General features: G+C 74.1%; 12 protein-coding genes and 5 tRNA genes. 8 read left to right on the top strand and 9 right to left on the bottom strand.

What is annotated here, in order from left to right:
- Nucleotides 1-41: 41 nt before the first annotated feature.
- Nucleotides 42-863 (bottom strand): aminotransferase class IV, encoded by an 822-nt coding sequence (locus AC067U_RS25830; RefSeq protein WP_478832131.1) that lies wholly within the window; start codon nucleotides 861-863, stop codon nucleotides 42-44.
- On the bottom strand, nucleotides 860-1,918 hold the full coding sequence (locus AC067U_RS25825; protein ID WP_478832130.1) for a chorismate-binding protein: 1,059 nt from the start codon (nucleotides 1,916-1,918) through the stop codon (nucleotides 860-862). Before AC067U_RS25825 ends, AC067U_RS25830 begins: the two co-directional genes overlap by 4 nt.
- Nucleotides 1,919-2,095: 177 nt before the next feature.
- Here AC067U_RS25825 and AC067U_RS25820 point away from each other — a divergent pair.
- The 5 genes from AC067U_RS25820 (at nucleotide 2,096) to AC067U_RS25800 (ending at nucleotide 2,576) form a co-directional block, all read left to right on the top strand.
- Nucleotides 2,096-2,168 (top strand) — tRNA-Gly (locus AC067U_RS25820).
- Between the two features lie 39 nt (nucleotides 2,169-2,207).
- A tRNA-Cys gene (locus tag AC067U_RS25815) sits at nucleotides 2,208-2,281 on the top strand.
- A gap of 1 nt (nucleotide 2,282) precedes the next feature.
- Nucleotides 2,283-2,354: transfer RNA gene (locus AC067U_RS25810), tRNA-Val, on the top strand.
- A gap of 34 nt (nucleotides 2,355-2,388) precedes the next feature.
- Nucleotides 2,389-2,460: transfer RNA gene (locus tag AC067U_RS25805), tRNA-Val, on the top strand.
- 41 nt (nucleotides 2,461-2,501) lie between these two features.
- Nucleotides 2,502-2,576, top strand: a tRNA-Val gene (locus AC067U_RS25800).
- Between the two features lie 101 nt (nucleotides 2,577-2,677).
- On the opposite strand, the gene AC067U_RS25795 is transcribed toward AC067U_RS25800, so the two are convergent.
- From AC067U_RS25795 to AC067U_RS25780, 4 genes are all read right to left on the bottom strand, one after another.
- Nucleotides 2,678-2,956 carry a TFIIB-type zinc ribbon-containing protein gene (locus tag AC067U_RS25795; protein WP_478832129.1) on the bottom strand — a complete coding sequence of 93 codons (279 nt, stop codon included), beginning with the start codon at nucleotides 2,954-2,956 and terminating at the stop codon, nucleotides 2,678-2,680.
- 65 nt (nucleotides 2,957-3,021) lie between these two features.
- Nucleotides 3,022-3,999: a phosphotransferase family protein gene (locus AC067U_RS25790; protein WP_478832128.1), complete on the bottom strand. Its 978-nt coding sequence runs from the start codon at nucleotides 3,997-3,999 to the stop codon at nucleotides 3,022-3,024.
- 193 nt (nucleotides 4,000-4,192) lie between these two features.
- Entirely contained in the window at nucleotides 4,193-4,384 is a 192-nt protein-coding gene (locus AC067U_RS25785; RefSeq protein WP_478832127.1) for a hypothetical protein, read from the bottom strand.
- A gap of 183 nt (nucleotides 4,385-4,567) precedes the next feature.
- Nucleotides 4,568-4,813 carry a hypothetical protein gene (locus AC067U_RS25780; RefSeq protein ID WP_478832126.1) on the bottom strand — a complete coding sequence of 82 codons (246 nt, stop codon included), beginning with the start codon at nucleotides 4,811-4,813 and terminating at the stop codon, nucleotides 4,568-4,570.
- A gap of 207 nt (nucleotides 4,814-5,020) precedes the next feature.
- On the opposite strand from AC067U_RS25780, the gene AC067U_RS25775 reads away from it, so the two are divergent.
- The 3 genes from AC067U_RS25775 (at nucleotide 5,021) to AC067U_RS25765 (ending at nucleotide 9,991) form a co-directional block, all read left to right on the top strand.
- Nucleotides 5,021-6,241 carry a serine/threonine-protein kinase gene (locus AC067U_RS25775; protein WP_478832169.1) on the top strand — a complete coding sequence of 407 codons (1,221 nt, stop codon included), beginning with the start codon at nucleotides 5,021-5,023 and terminating at the stop codon, nucleotides 6,239-6,241.
- Nucleotides 6,242-6,322: 81 nt separating this feature from the next.
- Nucleotides 6,323-7,090 carry a hypothetical protein gene (locus AC067U_RS25770; protein ID WP_478832125.1) on the top strand — a complete coding sequence of 256 codons (768 nt, stop codon included), beginning with the start codon at nucleotides 6,323-6,325 and terminating at the stop codon, nucleotides 7,088-7,090.
- 27 nt (nucleotides 7,091-7,117) lie between these two features.
- Nucleotides 7,118-9,991, top strand: a complete 2,874-nt coding sequence (locus AC067U_RS25765; protein WP_478832124.1) for a VWA domain-containing protein — start codon at nucleotides 7,118-7,120, stop codon at nucleotides 9,989-9,991.
- A 45-nt stretch (nucleotides 9,992-10,036) separates the two neighbouring features.
- Here AC067U_RS25765 and AC067U_RS25760 read toward each other — a convergent pair whose 3' ends face one another.
- The 3 genes from AC067U_RS25760 to cobT form a co-directional block, all read right to left on the bottom strand.
- Complete coding sequence (locus AC067U_RS25760; RefSeq protein WP_478832123.1) at nucleotides 10,037-10,858, bottom strand: TrmH family RNA methyltransferase; 822 nt, start codon at nucleotides 10,856-10,858, stop codon at nucleotides 10,037-10,039.
- A gap of 78 nt (nucleotides 10,859-10,936) precedes the next feature.
- Nucleotides 10,937-12,193, bottom strand: coding sequence for a uroporphyrinogen-III C-methyltransferase (gene cobA / locus AC067U_RS25755; RefSeq protein ID WP_478832122.1), 1,257 nt, complete (start codon nucleotides 12,191-12,193; stop codon nucleotides 10,937-10,939).
- Nucleotides 12,194-13,468: 1,275 nt separating this feature from the next.
- Nucleotides 13,469-17,215, bottom strand: a complete 3,747-nt coding sequence (cobT, locus tag AC067U_RS25750; protein ID WP_478832121.1) for a nicotinate-nucleotide--dimethylbenzimidazole phosphoribosyltransferase — start codon at nucleotides 17,213-17,215, stop codon at nucleotides 13,469-13,471.
- Nucleotides 17,216-17,351 lie beyond the last annotated feature (136 nt).

The following is a 17,351-nucleotide window of genomic DNA, read 5'->3' as shown; positions in this document are numbered from 1 at the left end:
CCCGGGGGGCGCCGCCCCGCGGTCTCGCGGAGGGCGCCTTCCTACGGATCCAGGTCGGCGCCGGAGCGCTCCTCGAAGATCCGCGCGGCCTTGGCGGTGACCGGTCCCGGGGCCGCGGCCAGGTCGCGACCGTCGATCCGGCGGACCGCCTGCACGTCGCGCAGGGTCGAGGTCAGGAAGATCTCCTCGGCCTGGTCCAGCGCCTCGAAGGGCAGGTCGGTCTCCTTGGCCCCGGTCCACTCCACGACCAGGGCGCGGGTGATGCCGTCCAGGCAGCCGGAGGAGACCGGCGGGGTGTGCAGCTCGCCGTCCAGGACCACGAAGACGTTCGAACCGGTGCCCTCGCACAGCCGCCCGAGGGTGTTCGCGAACAGCGCCTCGGAGGCCGCTGCCCGGTGTGCCTCGGCCAGTGCGACGACGTTCTCGGCGTACGAAGTGGACTTCAGGCCCGCGATCGCGCTGCGCTCGTTCCGCACCCAGGGGACGGTGATCACCGAGGTGGTGTCCGGGCGCCTGGGGGACTCGGCGAGCGCGACGACCAGGGTGGGCCCGGCCTGGCCGCGGTCCGAGCCGAGCGGGGACGGCCCGCCCGTGTAGGTGACGCGGAGCCGGCCCAGGGGCACCGGGTTGGCTTCGAGGACGGCGGCGCAGGCGCGCCGGACCTCGTCGTGGTCCGGGTCGGGCAGCCCCAGGCCGCGCGCCGAACGGGTCAGCCGTTCCAGGTGGCGGGTGAGCGCGAAGGCGGTGCCGTGCTGCGCCTTGAGGGTCTCGAAGACCCCGTCACCCACCGTCAGTCCGTGGTCGAAGACGGACACCCGTGCGCCGTCCGCGTCGCGCAGCTCACCGTCGAGCCAGATCCTCACCGTACGGTCCCTTCGCTCGCCTGGTACGTACCCGACGCTACAGCCAACAGCCGGGCGGCCTTCAGTTCGGTCTCCGCCCACTCCCGCTCGGGGTCGGAGCCCCAGGTGATGCCGGCGCCGGTGCCGAAGCGGAGCCGGGGGCCACCGGGGGCCTGGCGGTCGATCCAGAAGGTGCGGATGCCCACGGCGAGCTCGGCCGTGCCGCGGTCGGCGTCCACCCAGCCGATGCCGCCGCAGTACGGGCCGCGCGGCGCCGTCTCCAGGGCCTCGATGATCCGCAGGGCGGAGGACTTGGGGGCACCGGTGACCGAGCCGGGCGGGAAGGTGGCGGCCAGCAGCTCGGGCCAGCCCGCCCCTTCGGCGAGTTCCCCGCTGACCAGGGAGACCAGGTGGACCAGGCCGGGGTGCTCCTCGATCGCGCACAGCTCGGGCACGGTCACGGAGCCGGTGGTGCAGACGCGGCCGAGGTCGTTGCGGACCAGGTCCACGATCATCACGTTCTCGGCGTGGTCCTTCTCCAGCAGGTCGTCGGCGGTGCGGCCGGTGCCCTTGATGGGTCCGGACTCGACGTGCCGGCCGGAGCGGCGGAGGAAGAGCTCCGGGGAGGCGGTGGCGATCTCCACGCCGTGGGCAGGGAGCCGAATCGTTCCTGCGTAGGGCGCGGGGTTGCCGCGCGCGAGCAGTGCGGTGAGGGCGTCCACATCGGCCGCTGCCGGATCCGGCAGCGGCGCGGACATCACCCGGCAGAGGTTGGCCTGATAGACCTCCCCCGCGGCGATGTGCTCGCGGATCCGCCGGACGCCGGCCACGTAGCCCTCGCGGTCCAGCGAGGAGGTCCACCGGTCCGCTGCGGGACCGTGCCAGGCGCCCGGCACGGGAGCCGGGACCGGATCGGGGCGTATATCGCCGAAGCGGGCGCAGATCAGGCGCCCCTCGAAGTCGGCCGAGACCGCCCAGAACCCGGTGGAGTCGAGGGCGGAGGCATCACTGGTGACGTCGCGGAGATCCGTTGCGACGAGCCCGCCGAAGCGGGCCATGGGCTGCAGGTCTTGCACGGCTGTGAGTCTATGACCGGTGGCCGGAAGGCGCCGGAGAGGTGACGGCCGGGTGACCTGAGGTGATCGACCGGCAGCACGCTGCGGAAACGCGTTTTTGAGCTGGCCCGGGAATCCGCTAGAGTTCAACACGTCGCCGGGGAGCGAAGGAAAAAACCCGGAGCAACACGGCGACATGCGGACGTGGCTCAGTTGGTAGAGCATCACCTTGCCAAGGTGAGGGTCGCGAGTTCGAATCTCGTCGTCCGCTCGATGTGGGGGATCTTCCCGAACCCCCGAAATCACTCCTGGTGGAGTGGCCGAGAGGCGAGGCAACGGCCTGCAAAGCCGTCTACACGGGTTCAAATCCCGTCTCCACCTCCAAGGACGATTAGCTCAGCGGGAGAGCGCTTCCCTGACACGGAAGAGGTCACTGGTTCAATCCCAGTATCGTCCACTGGATCCACGGATCCCGGATCCACGGATCCCCCGCGCGATTAGCTCAGCGGGAGAGCGCTTCCCTGACACGGAAGAGGTCACTGGTTCAATCCCAGTATCGCGCACGCAGTACCACGCAGTACCCGTGCCGCCTGCGGCATGACCCGCGCGATTAGCTCAGCGGGAGAGCGCTTCCCTGACACGGAAGAGGTCACTGGTTCAATCCCAGTATCGCGCACCACCCCGGAAGCCCCGGCCGTCTCGACGGCCGGGGCTTCCGCGTGTGATCGGCGTGCATGCCGTGGCCGGGCCCCTCCCCTTCCGGGGCCCCGCGGCGGGTTCTCAGGAGGAGAACAGCATCCGGCCGAAACCGCGGTGGTGGCCGTGTCCGTGCTGGCCGTGGTGCGGGGCGCCCCAGGCGGGCGCGGGCGCGGCGTGCTGCGCCGGGTAGGCCGGCGGCGCGGGCGGCGGCGGGACCTGGCCGTACTGGGACTCGAGACGGGTCAGGGCCTCCAGCTCGCCGTAGTCCAGGAAGATGCCCCGGCAGCCGCTGCACTGCTCGATCTGGACACCGCTGCGGTTGTAGGTATGCATCATCGCGTGACACTTCGGACACTGCATGATCGGCTCACTCCTCGCCGGTCGGACGTGCCTCCGGCAGGCAATGCCGGGGGCGTGAGCTCACCTTACGACGGAGCACCCGCCTCCAACTCACCCGGGATTGTCGCTATTCGGCCACAAGAAGCGGTCATCGCCCGCTCCACGTCGTCCAGTCCGCGGCCCTCGGCGCACGCCTTGGCCACGGCCAGCGCGGCGGTCTGCACGGTCAAGGCACGGGCGGCCAGGTCCAGTTCCGGCCACGGGTCGCTGCCGGGCGGTCCCGCGGCCGGGCCGCCGGCGGCCCGGTAGGCGTCGAGGAAGCGCAGCCACACCCCGGGGGCCAGCAGTCCGGCGGCGTACCAGGATGCGGGACGGGCCAGGTCCCACGCGGGCAGGCCCACACCCAGGTCGTCCACGTCGATGAGGCGCCAGCCGGTGCCGGGTACCCGGACCAGCTGGCCGAGGTGCAGGTCCCCGTGGCAGAGCACCCCGGAGGCCGGTGCGGACGCCGCCCCGGTGGCCCAGGCCGGCAGGGTCCGGGCGGCGGCGAGCACGGCGGCGACCTCCCCGGCCGGCACTTCGGTCCCCCGGGCGACCGCCCCGGCCATGCGCCGCAGCGCCCGGGCCACCTTCGCGGGCCCGCGCATCGGCGGGACCGGCCCCGGCAGCCGGTCCACCGGTGTCCGGTGGAGGGCGGCGAGCAGCCGGGCGGCTTCCTCCCAGGGGGCGTCGCCGGGCCGCTCCGGGTCGACGGGGGCGCCGTACGGCCAGAAGGTCACGGCGCGGCCCCGGAGCTCCCGGGCGGCGGGCCGCAGCGGCGCCAGCAGGACGCCGGCGAGCTCGGGCGCCGCGGCCGCGCGGAGCCGGACGTCCAGTCCGACGGGGTCGCTGTCCGCCGCGTGGGCCTTGGCGACGACGTCCCCGTGCCGCACGACCACGCCGTCGTCCCGTTCCGCGAGCACGGCGTACGGCTGCCCGGCCCCGCCCCCGGCCACCTCGGACGCGGCACCGGCCAGGGCTGCGGTCAGTGTCCGGGACGGCGGCTGGGACGGCGGCTCGTTCATGTGGTCCCCCGGGGTTCGTGCGGGCGCCGGCCGCCCCCGGGATCGTAGCCCGCGGGAAAGGCAAAGGTGCCGGCCGTACGACTCCCCAGTCGTACCGCCGGCACCTTCATCGGCCGTCCGCCGCACCCCCGTCCCCACGGGGTATGGGCCGCGTGTCCCGGTCCGGGCCGCTCTCCCGGACCCGGGGCGCCGCTCAGCGCCCCAGCAACGCGCCCACGGACGACGCCTGTGTCACCACCTGCTCCCAGCCCCCGAAGAGGATGACGAGCAGGGTGGCCAGGGGGAGGACCATGGCCGCGGCCACCAGTGGGTGGCGCGTACCGGATGCGGACTGGTGCGCGTGGAAGGCGAATGCCTTGCGTCCCTGCCGTGCGGTGTCGGCCATCGTCCTCTCCCTGTCGTCTGCGGCGGTGGGCGTGGTGACCTCGGGGGACGAGTTGTCCGCCCACCGCCTGAGTTCAACCTTAGGAGCGCGGAACCGCCGTGGCCTCATGCCTCCGTACCCTTTGGCGGGCATCCAGGAGGATGACGGGCGTACCACCGGCGTACTCCCCTGGGTGTAGATCCCTCACCGTTCCTGGGGGTCATCCCCCAGGGGACCCCCGGGAAGGGGCTGCTCCACCAGTGCGACCACCCGGTTGGCCATGAAGCGGGCCGTGCGCACCGGGCGCCCCGACCGCGTGACTTCGCTCACTTCCACCACGCCGCGGCGGACGGCCGTCTCCACCCGCCGTCCCGCCCTGGTCGCCGCCACCTCGTACGTCCGTGTCGTGTCACCCGCGTCCACGACGATCTCGACCTTGTCGCCCTTCATCGTCAATCCCCCTTACGCGATGGACCATTGACCGCGCGGCCGGGCCCGCGACCGTCCCGGCCGACGAGTTCTGAGCACCCCTCAAGTGTCGTACACCGCACTGACAATCGAATCTCCCGACGAGGGCGCGGCCTCTGAGCGCAGGTGGCGGATGGTCCGTAAGCTGTGCCACGTCAACAGGACGACCGGTCAGTCAGCGGGGTGGACATGGCGATGATGCGGCTCCGGCGCGAGGACCCGCGTGTCGTCGGCTCGTTCAGGCTGCACCGACGGCTCGGCGCCGGCGGGATGGGTGTGGTCTACCTGGGTTCGGACCGGCGCGGACAGCGCGTCGCGCTGAAGGTGATCCGGCCCGATCTGGCCGAGGACCAGGAGTTCCGGTCCCGGTTCGCCCGCGAGGTGTCCGCCGCCCGGCGGATCCGAGGCGGGTGCACGGCCCGCCTGGTGGCGGCCGACCTGGAGGCCGAGCGGCCCTGGTTCGCGACCCAGTACGTGCCCGGACCCTCACTGCACGACCGGGTGGCCGAGGACGGGCCGCTGACGGCGGCGCAGATCGCGGCCGTGGGGGCCGCGCTGTCCGAGGGCCTGGTCGCCGTGCACGAGGCGGGGGTCGTCCACCGCGACCTCAAGCCCTCCAACATCCTGCTGTCCCCGAAGGGCCCGCGGATCATCGACTTCGGTATCGCCTGGGCGACCGGCGCGAGCACCCTCACGCACGTGGGGACGGCCGTCGGCTCGCCCGGCTTCCTCGCCCCCGAGCAGGTGCGCGGCGCCATGGTCACCCCGGCCACCGACGTGTTCGCCCTGGGTGCCACCCTCGCCTACGCCGCGACCGCCGACTCCCCCTTCGGACACGGCAGTTCCGAGGTGATGCTGTACCGCGTGGTGCACGAGGAGCCGCACCTGCACGGCGTCCCGGACGCGCTCGCCCCGCTGATCCGGGCCTGCCTGGCCAAGGACCCCGAGGACCGGCCGAGCACCCTCCAGCTGTCCATGCGGCTGAAGGAGATCGCGGCGCGCGAGGCGCAGGGGCTGACGGACGGCCGGATCCCGGAGCGCCGTCCGCGGACGGACCGGCCCGAACGGGCCGAGCGGCCGACGGGCCGGCTGGCGGAGCAGTACGCCGAACAGCGGACCGAACGCCGCCCCGCCGGCACCCCGGCCCCCCGGCCCACGGGCGGCACGCCGAGCGGCACCCGCAATCCGGCCCGGGACGGCGGTCCGGCACGGACCGGCGCGGGCCGTGACACCGGGCGCACGGGACCGCGTACCGGTCCCCGGACCAACGGGCGGCCGGCCCCGAGGAGCACCACGGGCGGGCGGCGCCCGGCCGGGCCCGACCCGCGGCTGCTGCGCCAGCGGCTGATCGTGTTCGTGGTGGTCACGCTGATCGTGGCCCTGGGCATCGCGGCGGCGCAGCGGTTCTAGACCGTTCCAGGCCCCCTCCGGGCGGGGAATCTCCGCCGGTATTCCTGCGTCCCCCTGGCCCAAGGTCCTACAGTCCGTGGCATGTTGGACTTTCAGATCCTCGGCGCCATCGCCGGGTTCGGGGGTGTGGCCCTCGGTGTCCTGTTCATGATCTACCGGGATTTCATCCGGAACCTCATCCGCACGAAGATGTTCCGGACGCTCACTGCCGCGCAGGCCACGGGCCTGTTCGGGGCCGTGATCACCTTCACCTTCGCCATCGCGGTCCTGGGTATCTTCGCCACGCTCGCGGACGGCGCGGGGGCGCTGAACTTCATGGTCCTGGTCGGCGCGCTGCTGCTCTTCCTGCTGGCGGCCCTGGTGGTGGCGGTGCGGTTCATGAGCCAGGCGCGCCGGGGGCCCGTACAGGGAACGGCCGCGGAGGCGCGGATCCCGCGTGTGGCCCGGCTGCTCGCAGCGGGCGAGCCGGAGCAGGCCGAACGGGCGCTGGAGGCGCCCGGGACGGACCGGGAGTCCGAGGAGTTCTGGTACTGGAAGGCCAGGATCGCGCTGGCCAACGAGAACACCGCGGTGGCCTCGGGGTACGTGGACGAGGCGCTGAGGCGGGAACCGGACAACCCGCACGGGATCGCGCTGAAGATCAGGATCCTGCTGGTCTCCCAGGACCCCGCCGACCTCGGCCGGGCAGTACGGCTCGCAGAGGCCAACGGAGGGCTGGACGGAGACCTGGACGTGTGGCTGGGACGGCTGCGGGCGGAGGGAATGTTCGAGGTCGGGGTGCGGACCAACACACAACTGGACGAACGCTGCCCGCTGCCGGCGCGCCAGGGCCGTGCCGCGTCCCACTGACTGACATCGATACCGGAGGAAACGCGCATGACGGACGATTTCTGGGGTGCGGGCCAGGAGGGCTCCCCGGCCCTGCTCTACCTGCCGCGAGCGGCCTCGCAGGACACCCCGTTGGTCCCGCCGTTGGAGGGCGAGATCCGCTTCCGGGGCGCGGGACTGCGCCTGGCGAGGACGGCGGTCCACGATCCGCAGGAGGTGGACGACTTACTCGACCGGTACCCCGGCACCGCGGTGTTCGTCCGGCCGACCGTCGAGCGCGAGGCGCTGCGGCAGGGGCTGATGGAGGGGCAGGAGGACCTCCTCGAAGGCCTCCTCGCCCTCGGGGCCTCACTGCGGCTCTGCGACGAGCGGTTCGAAGGCTCCTGGCCCGCTCGCGACGACTGGTCGGGGGGCCGGGTGGTACTGCTGCTCTGCGACCCCTTCGCTCCGGACGGCCCGAGTCGGCGGGACCGGCGCGAGGTGGCCTGCCGGCGCTACGCCGCGCACCTGGGGGCCCGCGAGTGCGAGGTCGTCGACGATCTGGTGACGTACCGGCGTTTCGTCGACCGGGAGCTGCGCGCCCTTCCCCTCGACCCCGGCGTCACTGTCGTGATCCACGCGGAGACCTTGACGGCAGGCCCCGGCCTGCCGGGAGGGGCCCCCGGCCGCCGGAACCCGTTTCGCCGCTGGCTGGGGCGCGGTACTGCCGGCCCCGGCGTCCCGGACGGGATCCCCGCCCACCGGCAGCCGGTTCAGCGCTGGCTGGAGCGCGGGGTGGTCATCCACTCCACGGGACGGGTGCAGCTCCCGCAGCCGGCGGGCGAATGGGCTGAGTTCGGCAGACTGGACGCCCAGGAGCGCAGGCGAAACCCGGAACGCGAGGAGCAGCTGCAGGAGGTGCGGCGCGAGCTGGAGCAGAAGTACCGGGAGCTGGACCACCTCCAGAGGCTGGAGATCGAGCGCCGCGAAAGGCTTCGGGAAGAGCTGGAGCGGCTGAGGGCGGCGGAGGAGCTTCTGCGCGGTGAGGCGGAGCCGTCTCCCCGGGCCTCCGTTCTGCCGCCCAGCCCCGCCGCGCCCGCGCCCCGGCGGCTCGGGTGGGACGACGACGACCTGGACGTGCCCGACTTCCTGGGGGACGTCCGGAGCTCGGCCCCGCCGAGCGCCCTCTCCGCCCCGCCGAGCGCCCGCTCCGCCCCGCGCGGGTCCGCCCCCGGGGAGCGCTCCGGGGCTCGCCAGGCGCGAGGCGGCCACGCCAACACCGGCTTCGCCCACTCGCGCTCCGCCGGGAACGGGAACATCGCCTTCGGACCCAACGCCCGCCGTGCCGCCGTCCCGCCCTCGGGCACCGGGCCCGGCCGGGACCCCGGCCGCCCCCTCCCCCACGACGGGCTCTTCATCCGCCGCAGCACCGCCTACGGCACGCGGTCGCTGCTCGGGATCACCGAGTTGATCGAGAACGGTGTGCTCATCGGGCAGGACCAGATCCGCTTCGACGACTTCGTCGCCTCCCGCACCGGCCAGGTGCCCGGGCCGCCCGAGGGCGAGGCCGTCGCCGTCAGCCACGGGATCGCGGCCGTGCCCGGTGACTCGAAGGCCCGCGAGGCGACCACCCACTTCGTCGAGATCGCCCTGAAGGCGGGTGCGGCCCCCTCGGCGGAGGCCCCGGCCCGGGAGCCGCTGCCGGTCAACCTCGTCTTCGTCGTGGACATCAGCTACTCCATGGCGGGTCCCAAGCTCGACACCGTGAAGGCCGCGCTCCAGCAGATCTACCGGAGGCTGCGCCCCACCGACTGCCTGGGCATCGTCACCTTCGCCACCGACGTGGCCACGTTGCTCCCCGGCACGCGCAAGGCCGATCTGCCGGAGGAGCGGTTCGTCCAGCTCGTGTCGGGGATGACGGCCGACGGCGGCACGGACATCGACCGCGGCCTGCAGTACGGGATCGCGGAGATCGGCCGCCGGGCCGGCAGTGCCCGCACCGTCAACCGGCTCTACCTCTTCTCGGACGGCGACCCGACCTCGGGCGAGCGGAACTGGACGGTGATCCGCCGGAACCTCGCGGCGAGGCTCCGCGGCGACCTGACCCTCTCCTGTTTCGGTTTCGGCACGGACGCGCGGATGGCCGAGCTGTCGGCGCTCGCCGGCACGGCGGGTGGCAGCTCGGCCTTCGTGACCCGTCCCGAGGACGTCGGCGCCGGGCTGCTGGAGGACCTGGAACGGCGGGACCACCTGGCGGCCATCGACGTCCAGCTCAGGATCGACGTCGATCCCGAGGTGGAGGTGTGGCACCTGTACGGGCACGACCTGGTGTCCGACCCGAGGGAGCGGGCGCGGGTGTTCCGGGAGGCCGCGGCGGCCGCCCGGACCGCGCGGGAGCAGCACGGCACCGAGGTGCTGCCGGATCTGATCACCGGGGAGAAGGGGATCCGGATCTTCGCCCCGGACCTGGCCTTCGGCGAGACGTACTGGGTGGTGCTCGAGGTCCGGGTCCCGGACGGCCGGGACCCGGCGGACGGGCTCGGCACGGCCGTCGTGCAGTACGCCGACACGCTCGCCCGGCAGAGCCGGAGCCGGAAGCTCGTGCTGGCCGAGGGGGCCACGCTCGACGAGGAGACGGTGATCGTGCACGCGGTGGGGCTGCGGACGAGCGAGGTCACGTACCGCGCGCTCGACGACCTGTACGAGAACGACCGGGAGGGCGCCGGGCGCCGCCTCGACCGGCACATCGAGGTTCTGCAGCAGACCTATGACAGCTTTCCGGCCGAGGAGCTCGTCGACGACCGGGTCGTGTTGCAGAAGCTGAGGACCCTGGCCGACGGACTCGGCACCGCCGTGGCCTACACGGACGGTGCCGCCCCCGCACCCGGGATCCGGGTCATGAACCACTTCGCGAAGGTGCGGTCCGGCGCCTTCTCCTTCTGACTGAGCCGGACGTGCCGGCGCGGCGGGAACCCGCCCCGGCACCGGTCAGCCCGTGGGACGGCCGGAGCCGGCCACCGCGTAGAAGGCCACGGCCGCGGCCGCGCCCACGTTCAGCGAGTCCACTCCGTGCGCCATCGGGATGCGGACCCATTCGTCCGCGGCCACGAGGGCCTGCGTGGACAGGCCGTCGCCTTCGGCGCCCAGCATCAGCGCGACCCGCTCCAGGTCCTGCGGCGCCGCCTCGTCGATCGGCGAGGCCTTCTCGTGCGGCGTCAGGGCCAGCAGCCTGAACCCGGCCTCCCGGACCGTGTCCAGCCCCTTGGGCCAGGTCTCCAGCCGGGCGTACGGCACGGAGAACACCGCGCCCATGGACACCTTGACCGAGCGCCGGTAGAGCGGGTCCGCGCAGTCGGGCGACAGCAGGACGGCGTCCATGCCGAGCGCGGCGGCGCTGCGGAAGATGGCCCCGATGTTGGTGTGGTCGTTCACGGCCTCCATGACCACCACCCGGCGGGCACCGGCGAGCAGTTCCTGCGCCGTGGGGAGCGGCTTGCGCTGCATCGAGGCCAGGGCTCCCCGGTGCACGTGGTAGCCGGTGACCCGCTCAGCCAGCTCGGGGCTGACCGCGTACACGGGGGCCGGGAGCTCGTCGATGACGTCCCGCATCACATCGACCCACTTGGCGGACAGCAGCATCGACCGCATCTCGTAGCCGGCGTTCTTGGCCCGTCTGATGACCTTCTCGCCCTCGGCGATGAACAGGCCCTCGACGGGCTCGCGCTTGCGCCGGAGTTCGACGTCGGTCAGGCCCGTGTAGTCGCGCAGGCGCGGGTCGTCGGGGTCCTCGACGGTGATGAGATCTGCCACAGGGTGATACTGCCTTGTCCAGGGTGCGGTGCCAACGGCCCGGCGGCCGGTGGTGCGGTCGGCGGGGTGCCGGTGCGGTCAGCCGGCGGTGCCGGTGTCCCCGGCGCCGGGCGCGGTGTCCTCGGCCCGGTGTACGTTCACGACCTCGCCGATCACGATGACGGCCGGCGGCCGGACCTCCTCCGCCCGCACGGTCTCGCCGACGGTCGCCAGGGTGGCGTCCACCCTGCGCTGCGTCGCCGTGGTGCCCTCCTGGATCACGGCGACGGGGGTGTCGGCGGAGCGCCCGTACCGGACCAGGGCCTCGGCGATCAGGCCGATCTTGTCGACGCCCATGAGGATCACCAGGGTGCCGGTCAGCTTCGCCAGGGACGCCCAGTCGACCAGGGACCGCGGGTCGTCGGGACCCACGTGTCCGCTGACGACGGTGAACTCGTGGGCGACGCCCCGGTGGGTGACCGGGATGCCGACGGCGCCCGGCACCGAGATGGAGCTGGAGATCCCGGGCACCACCGTGCAGGGAATGCCCTCCGCCGCGAGCGCCTGGAGCTCCTCCATGCCCCGTCCGAAGACGTACGGGTCCCCGCCCTTGAGCCGGACCACCGCCTTGCCGGCCTTGGCGTGCTCGATGAGCGCGTTGTTGATGGCCTCCTGCGCCATGTAACGGCCGTACGGGATCTTCGCCGCGTCGATGACCTCGACGTGCGGCGGGAGTTCGTCCAGCAGGTCGCGGGGGCCGAGCCGGTCGGCGATGACCACGTCGGCCTGGGCGAGCAGCCGGCGCCCGCGCACGGTGATCAGGTCGGGGTCACCGGGCCCGCCGCCGACGAGCGCCACACCCGGGGCGTGCGCCCGGCGCTGGGCGGGGGCGTTGAGGGAGCCGTCCCTCAGCCCCTCCACCACGGCGTCCCGGACGGCGGCCGAACGGCGCGGGTCGTTCCCCGTCAGCACGGCGACCGTGACGCCCTCGCTGCGCCCGGTGGCCGGGGTCCAAGCGGTGGCGGCGGAGGCGTCGTCGGCGCGCACGGCCCAGACGCGGCCGCGCTCGGCCTCGGCCGAGACCAGGTCGTTGACGTCACGGTTCTGGGTGGCGATGAGCACGTACCAGGCGTCGGCGAGGTCGCCCTCCCGGTAACGGCGGCGCTCCCAGCGGATCTCACCGGTCTCGGCCATGGCGTCGACGGACGGGGTGGCCGAGGGCGAGATCAGCAGAACGTCGGCGCCGGCCGCGACGAGGGCGGGGAGGCGGCGCTGCGCGACCTGGCCGCCGCCGACGACGACGACGCGGCGGCCGGCGAGGCGGAGCCCTACGGGGTAGGCGGGATGTTCGGCCATGGCGGTGCGGCTCCTGAGGCGGCGGTGGTGCTGCGGGTGCCGCTGCGGCGTTGGAGCGGCGGGGGGTACTGACGTGCGGTGTTGTCCTGCGGGGTCCACCTTACGGCGCGCCCTGCGTGCCCTCGGGGACCGGGGCCCGGTGGCTCGGGGCGCGGCCGCGCCGGACCCCTCCGCGTTCGCGCTCCGCGCCGGTCTCCCCGCGCGCAGCGTGCGCCGCCGCGCATGCGGGCCATTGCCCATGGCGGCGACGCCATCGTCGGCGGCTGCCCCGCCACGGGCCGGCGCGCGCGCCGTTGGCGGCCGCCCCGCCATGGTTTGTTCCGCGCTTCGCGCGGAGGGGTTTCCCACCCGCCCACCCGTACAAGGCATCACAGATGCCCAGCCACCTGTGCGTGGTTGCGCACCATCGGCGGCCGACCCGCCACGGCTTGTACCGCGCTTCGCGCGGAGGGGGGTCTCCCACCCGCCCACCCATACAAGGCATCACAGATACCGAGCCACCTGTGCGTGGCTACGCGCCATCGGCGGCCGACCCGCCACGGCTTGTACCGCGCTTCGCGCGGAGGGGGGTCTCCCACCCGCCCACCCATACAAGGCATCACAGATACCGAGCCACCTGTGCGTGGTTGCGCGCCGTTGGCTGCTGAGCGGCCGGTGGTCGGCGACGCACGCGGCCTGTCGGCCGCCATACCCGCAGGAGCACAGTTCAGCCCCGGCGGGCCGCACCCGCCGACAGGCCGAAGCGCGTAGCGATCCGTGGCGGTCTATGTCCGGCCACCGGCCGCCCGCACCCGCCGTCCGACAGGAGCGCGTAGCGATCTGGCGCGCCCGGACCGGCCCACATTACGTAGAACTGATCCACTTCACCCCCGCGCCCGCCCGGAGGGCGGCTGGCCGAGCGAGAGCCGCCGCCCGTACCCGCCAACGCCACAGCGCCAGGATCCGAAGGCTCCTCCCATGCCATCCCCCGGGGGCCGCCCGACAGTCCTTGTCGTTGCGTGACGGCCGCCGGCGTCAAGGGTGGCCCAAAGGGCCATCGGCTTGCCGACGCGACGAAGGAGCGCCCTTGACGCCGGCGGCCGGCACGTAATGACACTGGGACTGACGGGCAGCCCCCGGGCACCCCCGGATACCGCCCAGGCGGAGCCTCCCCGTGCACGCCCCGGCCCCCCGTGCCCGCTCAGGGTTGGAGCGGGCACGGGATCAGGACCGTACCCGGGCCCGTCCTCGTACCCGCATCCGCACCCGCACCCGCACCCGCACCCGCACCGTCCCCTACTTCTCCGTGACGCCCGCCGAGTCGAACGTCGCCACCTCGTGCATCGCCCGGGCCGCGCTCTGGACCAGCGGGAGGGCCAGGAGGGCGCCCGTGCCCTCGCCGAGGCGCAGGTCCAGGTCGACCAGCGGGCGCAGGCCGAGCTTGTTCAGGGCCGCCACGTGGCCCGGCTCCGCGCTGCGGTGGCCGGCAATGCAGGCCGAGAGGGACTCGGGGGCGATGGCGCGGGCCACCAGGGCTGCCGCGCCGGCGCTGACGCCGTCCAGGATCACCGGCGTACGGAGCGAGGCCGCGCCCAGGATGAGGCCGACCATCGCCGCGTGCTCCAGGCCGCCGATCGCGGAGAGGACGCCGATCGGGTCCGCCGGGTCGGGCTGGTGCAGCTCCAGCGCGCGCCGGACCACGTCGACCTTGCGGGCATGGGTCTCGTCGTTGATCCCGGTGCCCCGGCCGGTGACCTCCGAGGCGTCCACCCCGGTGAAGACCGAGATGAGCGCCGCGGACACGGTGGTGTTGGCGATGCCCATCTCGCCGGTGAGCAGCGCCTTGTTGCCGGCCGCGACCAGGTCGCGGGCCGTCTCGATGCCCACCTCGATCGCGGCGACGGCCTCCTCGTGGGTCATGGCCGGGCCGGTGGACAGGTCGGCGGTGCCCGGCCGGACCTTGCGGGGCAGCAGGCCGGGAGTAGCCGGGAGGTCCCCGGCGACGCCCACGTCGATCACGCAGACCTCGGCGCCCACCTGGTTGGCGAACGCGTTGCAGACCGCCCCGCCGCCCAGGAAGTTGGCCACCATCTGCGAGGTGACCTCCTGCGGCCACGGGGTGACGCCCTGGGCGTGGACGCCGTGGTCACCGGCGAAGATCGCGACCGCCGCCGGCTCCGGGATGGGCGGCGGGCAGACCCGCGACAGGCCGGCCAGCTGCGCGGAGATGATCTCCAGCATGCCGAGCGCGCCCGCCGGCTTGGTCATGCGCTTCTGGCGCTCCCACGCCTCGCCGAGCGCCTTGGCATCGAGCGGGCGGATGCTGCCGACGGTCTCCGCGAGCAGGTCGTGCGGCGCCTCGCCCGGCAGGGCCCGGCGGCCGTACGTCTCCTCGTGGACCACCCAGGACAGCGGGCGCCGCTTGGACCAGCCTGCCTGCATCAGCTCGGGCTCGTCCGGGAATTCGTCGACGTACCCGACGCACAGGTAGGCGACGACCTCCAGGTGCTCGGGCAGGCCGAGGGCGCGCACCATCTCGCGCTCGTCGAAGAAGCTGACCCAGCCGACGCCGAGCCCTTCGGCGCGGGCGGCGAGCCACAGGTTCTCCACCGCCAGGGCGGAGGAGTACGGGGCCATCTGCGGCTGGGTGTGCCGGCCGAGGGTGTGGCGGCCGCCCCGGGTGGGATCGGCGGTGACCACGATGTTCACGGGGGTCTCGAGGATGGCCTCGATCTTCATTTCCTTGAACTGCTTCGCCCGGCCCTTCGGGAGGGACTTGGCGTACGCCTCGCGCTGACGCTGGGCCAGTTCGTGCATGGTGCGCCGGGTCTCGGCGGACCGGATGACCACGAAGTCCCAGGGCTGGGAGTGGCCGACGCTCGGGGCCGTGTGCGCGGCTTCGAGGACGCGCAGCAGCACCTCGTGCGGGATGGGGTCGTTGCGGAAGCCGTTGCGGATGTCGCGGCGCTCGCGCATGACGCGGAGGACGGCCTCGCGTTCGGCGTCGGCGTATCCGGGCGCGGGCTCGCCGGCCGGTGCCTGCGGGGCGGCGTCCGCCTCCGGGGCATCGGCGGTCCCGTCCGCCTCCGGGGCGGGCTCGGACAGCGGCTCCGCGGCGGGGGCCTCGGCAGCGTCCTCGACCTGGGCCTCGACCGGGGCGACGGCCTCGGCCGGTACGGCGGGGACGGCAGGGTCCGGCAGCGGGACGGCCTGCGGCGCCTCCGGCGCCACGGTCTCGCCCGCCTGCCCGCCCGCCTGCCCGGCGCCCTGCCCGGCTGCCTGTGCAGCCGCCTGCGCGGCGGCCTGCTCGGCCAGCGGCGCGGCGGACTGCTCGGCGGCCGGCCCGGTCACGGGCACCTGCGGTCCGACGGGACCCGCCGGAACGGCGGCGGCCAACAAGCCGTCGGCCTCGGCGGGGACGGCCTCGGCGGAGACGGCTTCGACGGGGACGGACTCGGCGGCCGGCAGCGGCTCGGCGAGCGCCGACTCACCGGCCGGAACGTCCGCTCCGGGCACGGCCTGGCCCTCGGCGGGGCCGGAGGACAGCTCCGGCGCCTGCTCCGCGACCGGAGCGGCGGGCACCTCGGCGGGAGCCGGCACCTCGACAGCAACAGGTGCCTCGGGAGAAACGGGAACCTCGGGGGCACCAGCCGTCTCGGGCGCGACGGACACCTCGGGCACGACGGACGCCTCGGACGCCTCGGGCCCGACCGGGACGACTCCCTCGACCGGGGCGGCACCCGCGACAGCCGCAACAGCCCCGACGGCCGCGACCGGAACGACGGGCTCGGCGGAAGAGGCCGGCTCGACAGCGGCAGAAGCGGCAGAAGCGGCAGAAGCGGCAGGAACGTCAGAAGCCGCAGGAGCGGCGGGCTCCCCCGGGGCTGCGGGGACTGCAGTGGCTGCGGGGACCAGCGGCACGGCCGCGTCCGCGTCCGCGGCCACCGGCTGCTCCGACGCCTGAACCGCCGTTTCCGCGGCGTCCGTCACCGGAGCGACCTGCTCCGCCGGAACGACCTGCTCCGCCGACGGGACCTGCCCCAACGGCGCGATCTGCTCCAGGGGTACGACGGGCTCCACGACCGGCACGGGGGCAACGGCCTCCACGGGCACGGCCGGGTCCACGGCGAGGACGGCGTCCACCACGGCCGGCTCCACCACGGCCGGCTCCACCACGGCCGGGTCCACCACGGCCGGGTCCACCACGACCGGCTCCACCACGGCCGCATCCACCACAGCCGGCTCCACAGGGGCATCGCCCTCGACCGGCGCGGCCGCCCACGGCTCACCGGCCTGCACCGGCTGAACGGGCGGGACCGGCCGGCCCGGTACGTCGAGGTACTCCGGACCCGGTCCGGGCTGCGGCGCGGGCACGGCGGCCGACGGGGCGACGGGCGCGGGCGCCGCCGCCGCCGGGGCCGGACCACGGTCGGCCAGGGACCGTACGACACCGCCGGAGGCGTCCGGCATCGGCGGGCCCATGTGCAGCGGGCGCCGGGCCGGCGGGGCCATGGGCGCGCCGGGGGGCACCGGGGCGGTGGGGGGCGCCATCTGCGACTGGGGAAGGTTCATGCCACCGAGGTCGAGCGAGCCGGAGTCGCGGCCGCCCGCTTCGTGGGCGCCATCCGCGTAGTGCGCTGCGGCCTGGCCCTCCACCGGGTACCCCTCGGTGGGGTAACCGCCGAGGGGGTAACCACCCTCCACCGGGTAGCCCTCGCCCGGGTAGCCCTCGACGGGGTACCCCTCGGCCGGGTAACCCTCCACCGGGTACGCGGGTACCGGCGGGACCACCTGCGGGTCGCTCCACGAGCCGCCCAGGCCCTGGCCGCTGGGCATCAACAGCAGTTCGTCCTCTTCCTCGTCCTCGGGATTGTCCGCGAGGTCCTGGAAGGCGTAGCCGCCGGGAGCCGGGTGGCCGGCGGGGGGCTGCGGGGGGACGGGTGCCGGGGCCTGTGGGGGAATCGGCGCGGGGATGCCCTGCTGATCCATCATGTCCGCGTTGTCCGGAAGGCCCTCGCCCGGAACCTGGCCGGTGTCGGTCATGCGTACCCCTCGCCCATCGCTTGTGCTTCCTCCGTCGCCTCGCCGGCGCCCGTACGGCCGGCAGGGCCGGGCGCCACGGCCGACAGGCCACGGCGGAACGAGCGCGGCTGCCGCACGGCACGAACACCTCACGTAC

Source organism: Streptomyces sp. NPDC043853, from assembly GCF_056436025.1.
Note: the sequence above shows the minus strand (reverse complement) of the source record. Positions and strands in the feature narration are given on the sequence as shown.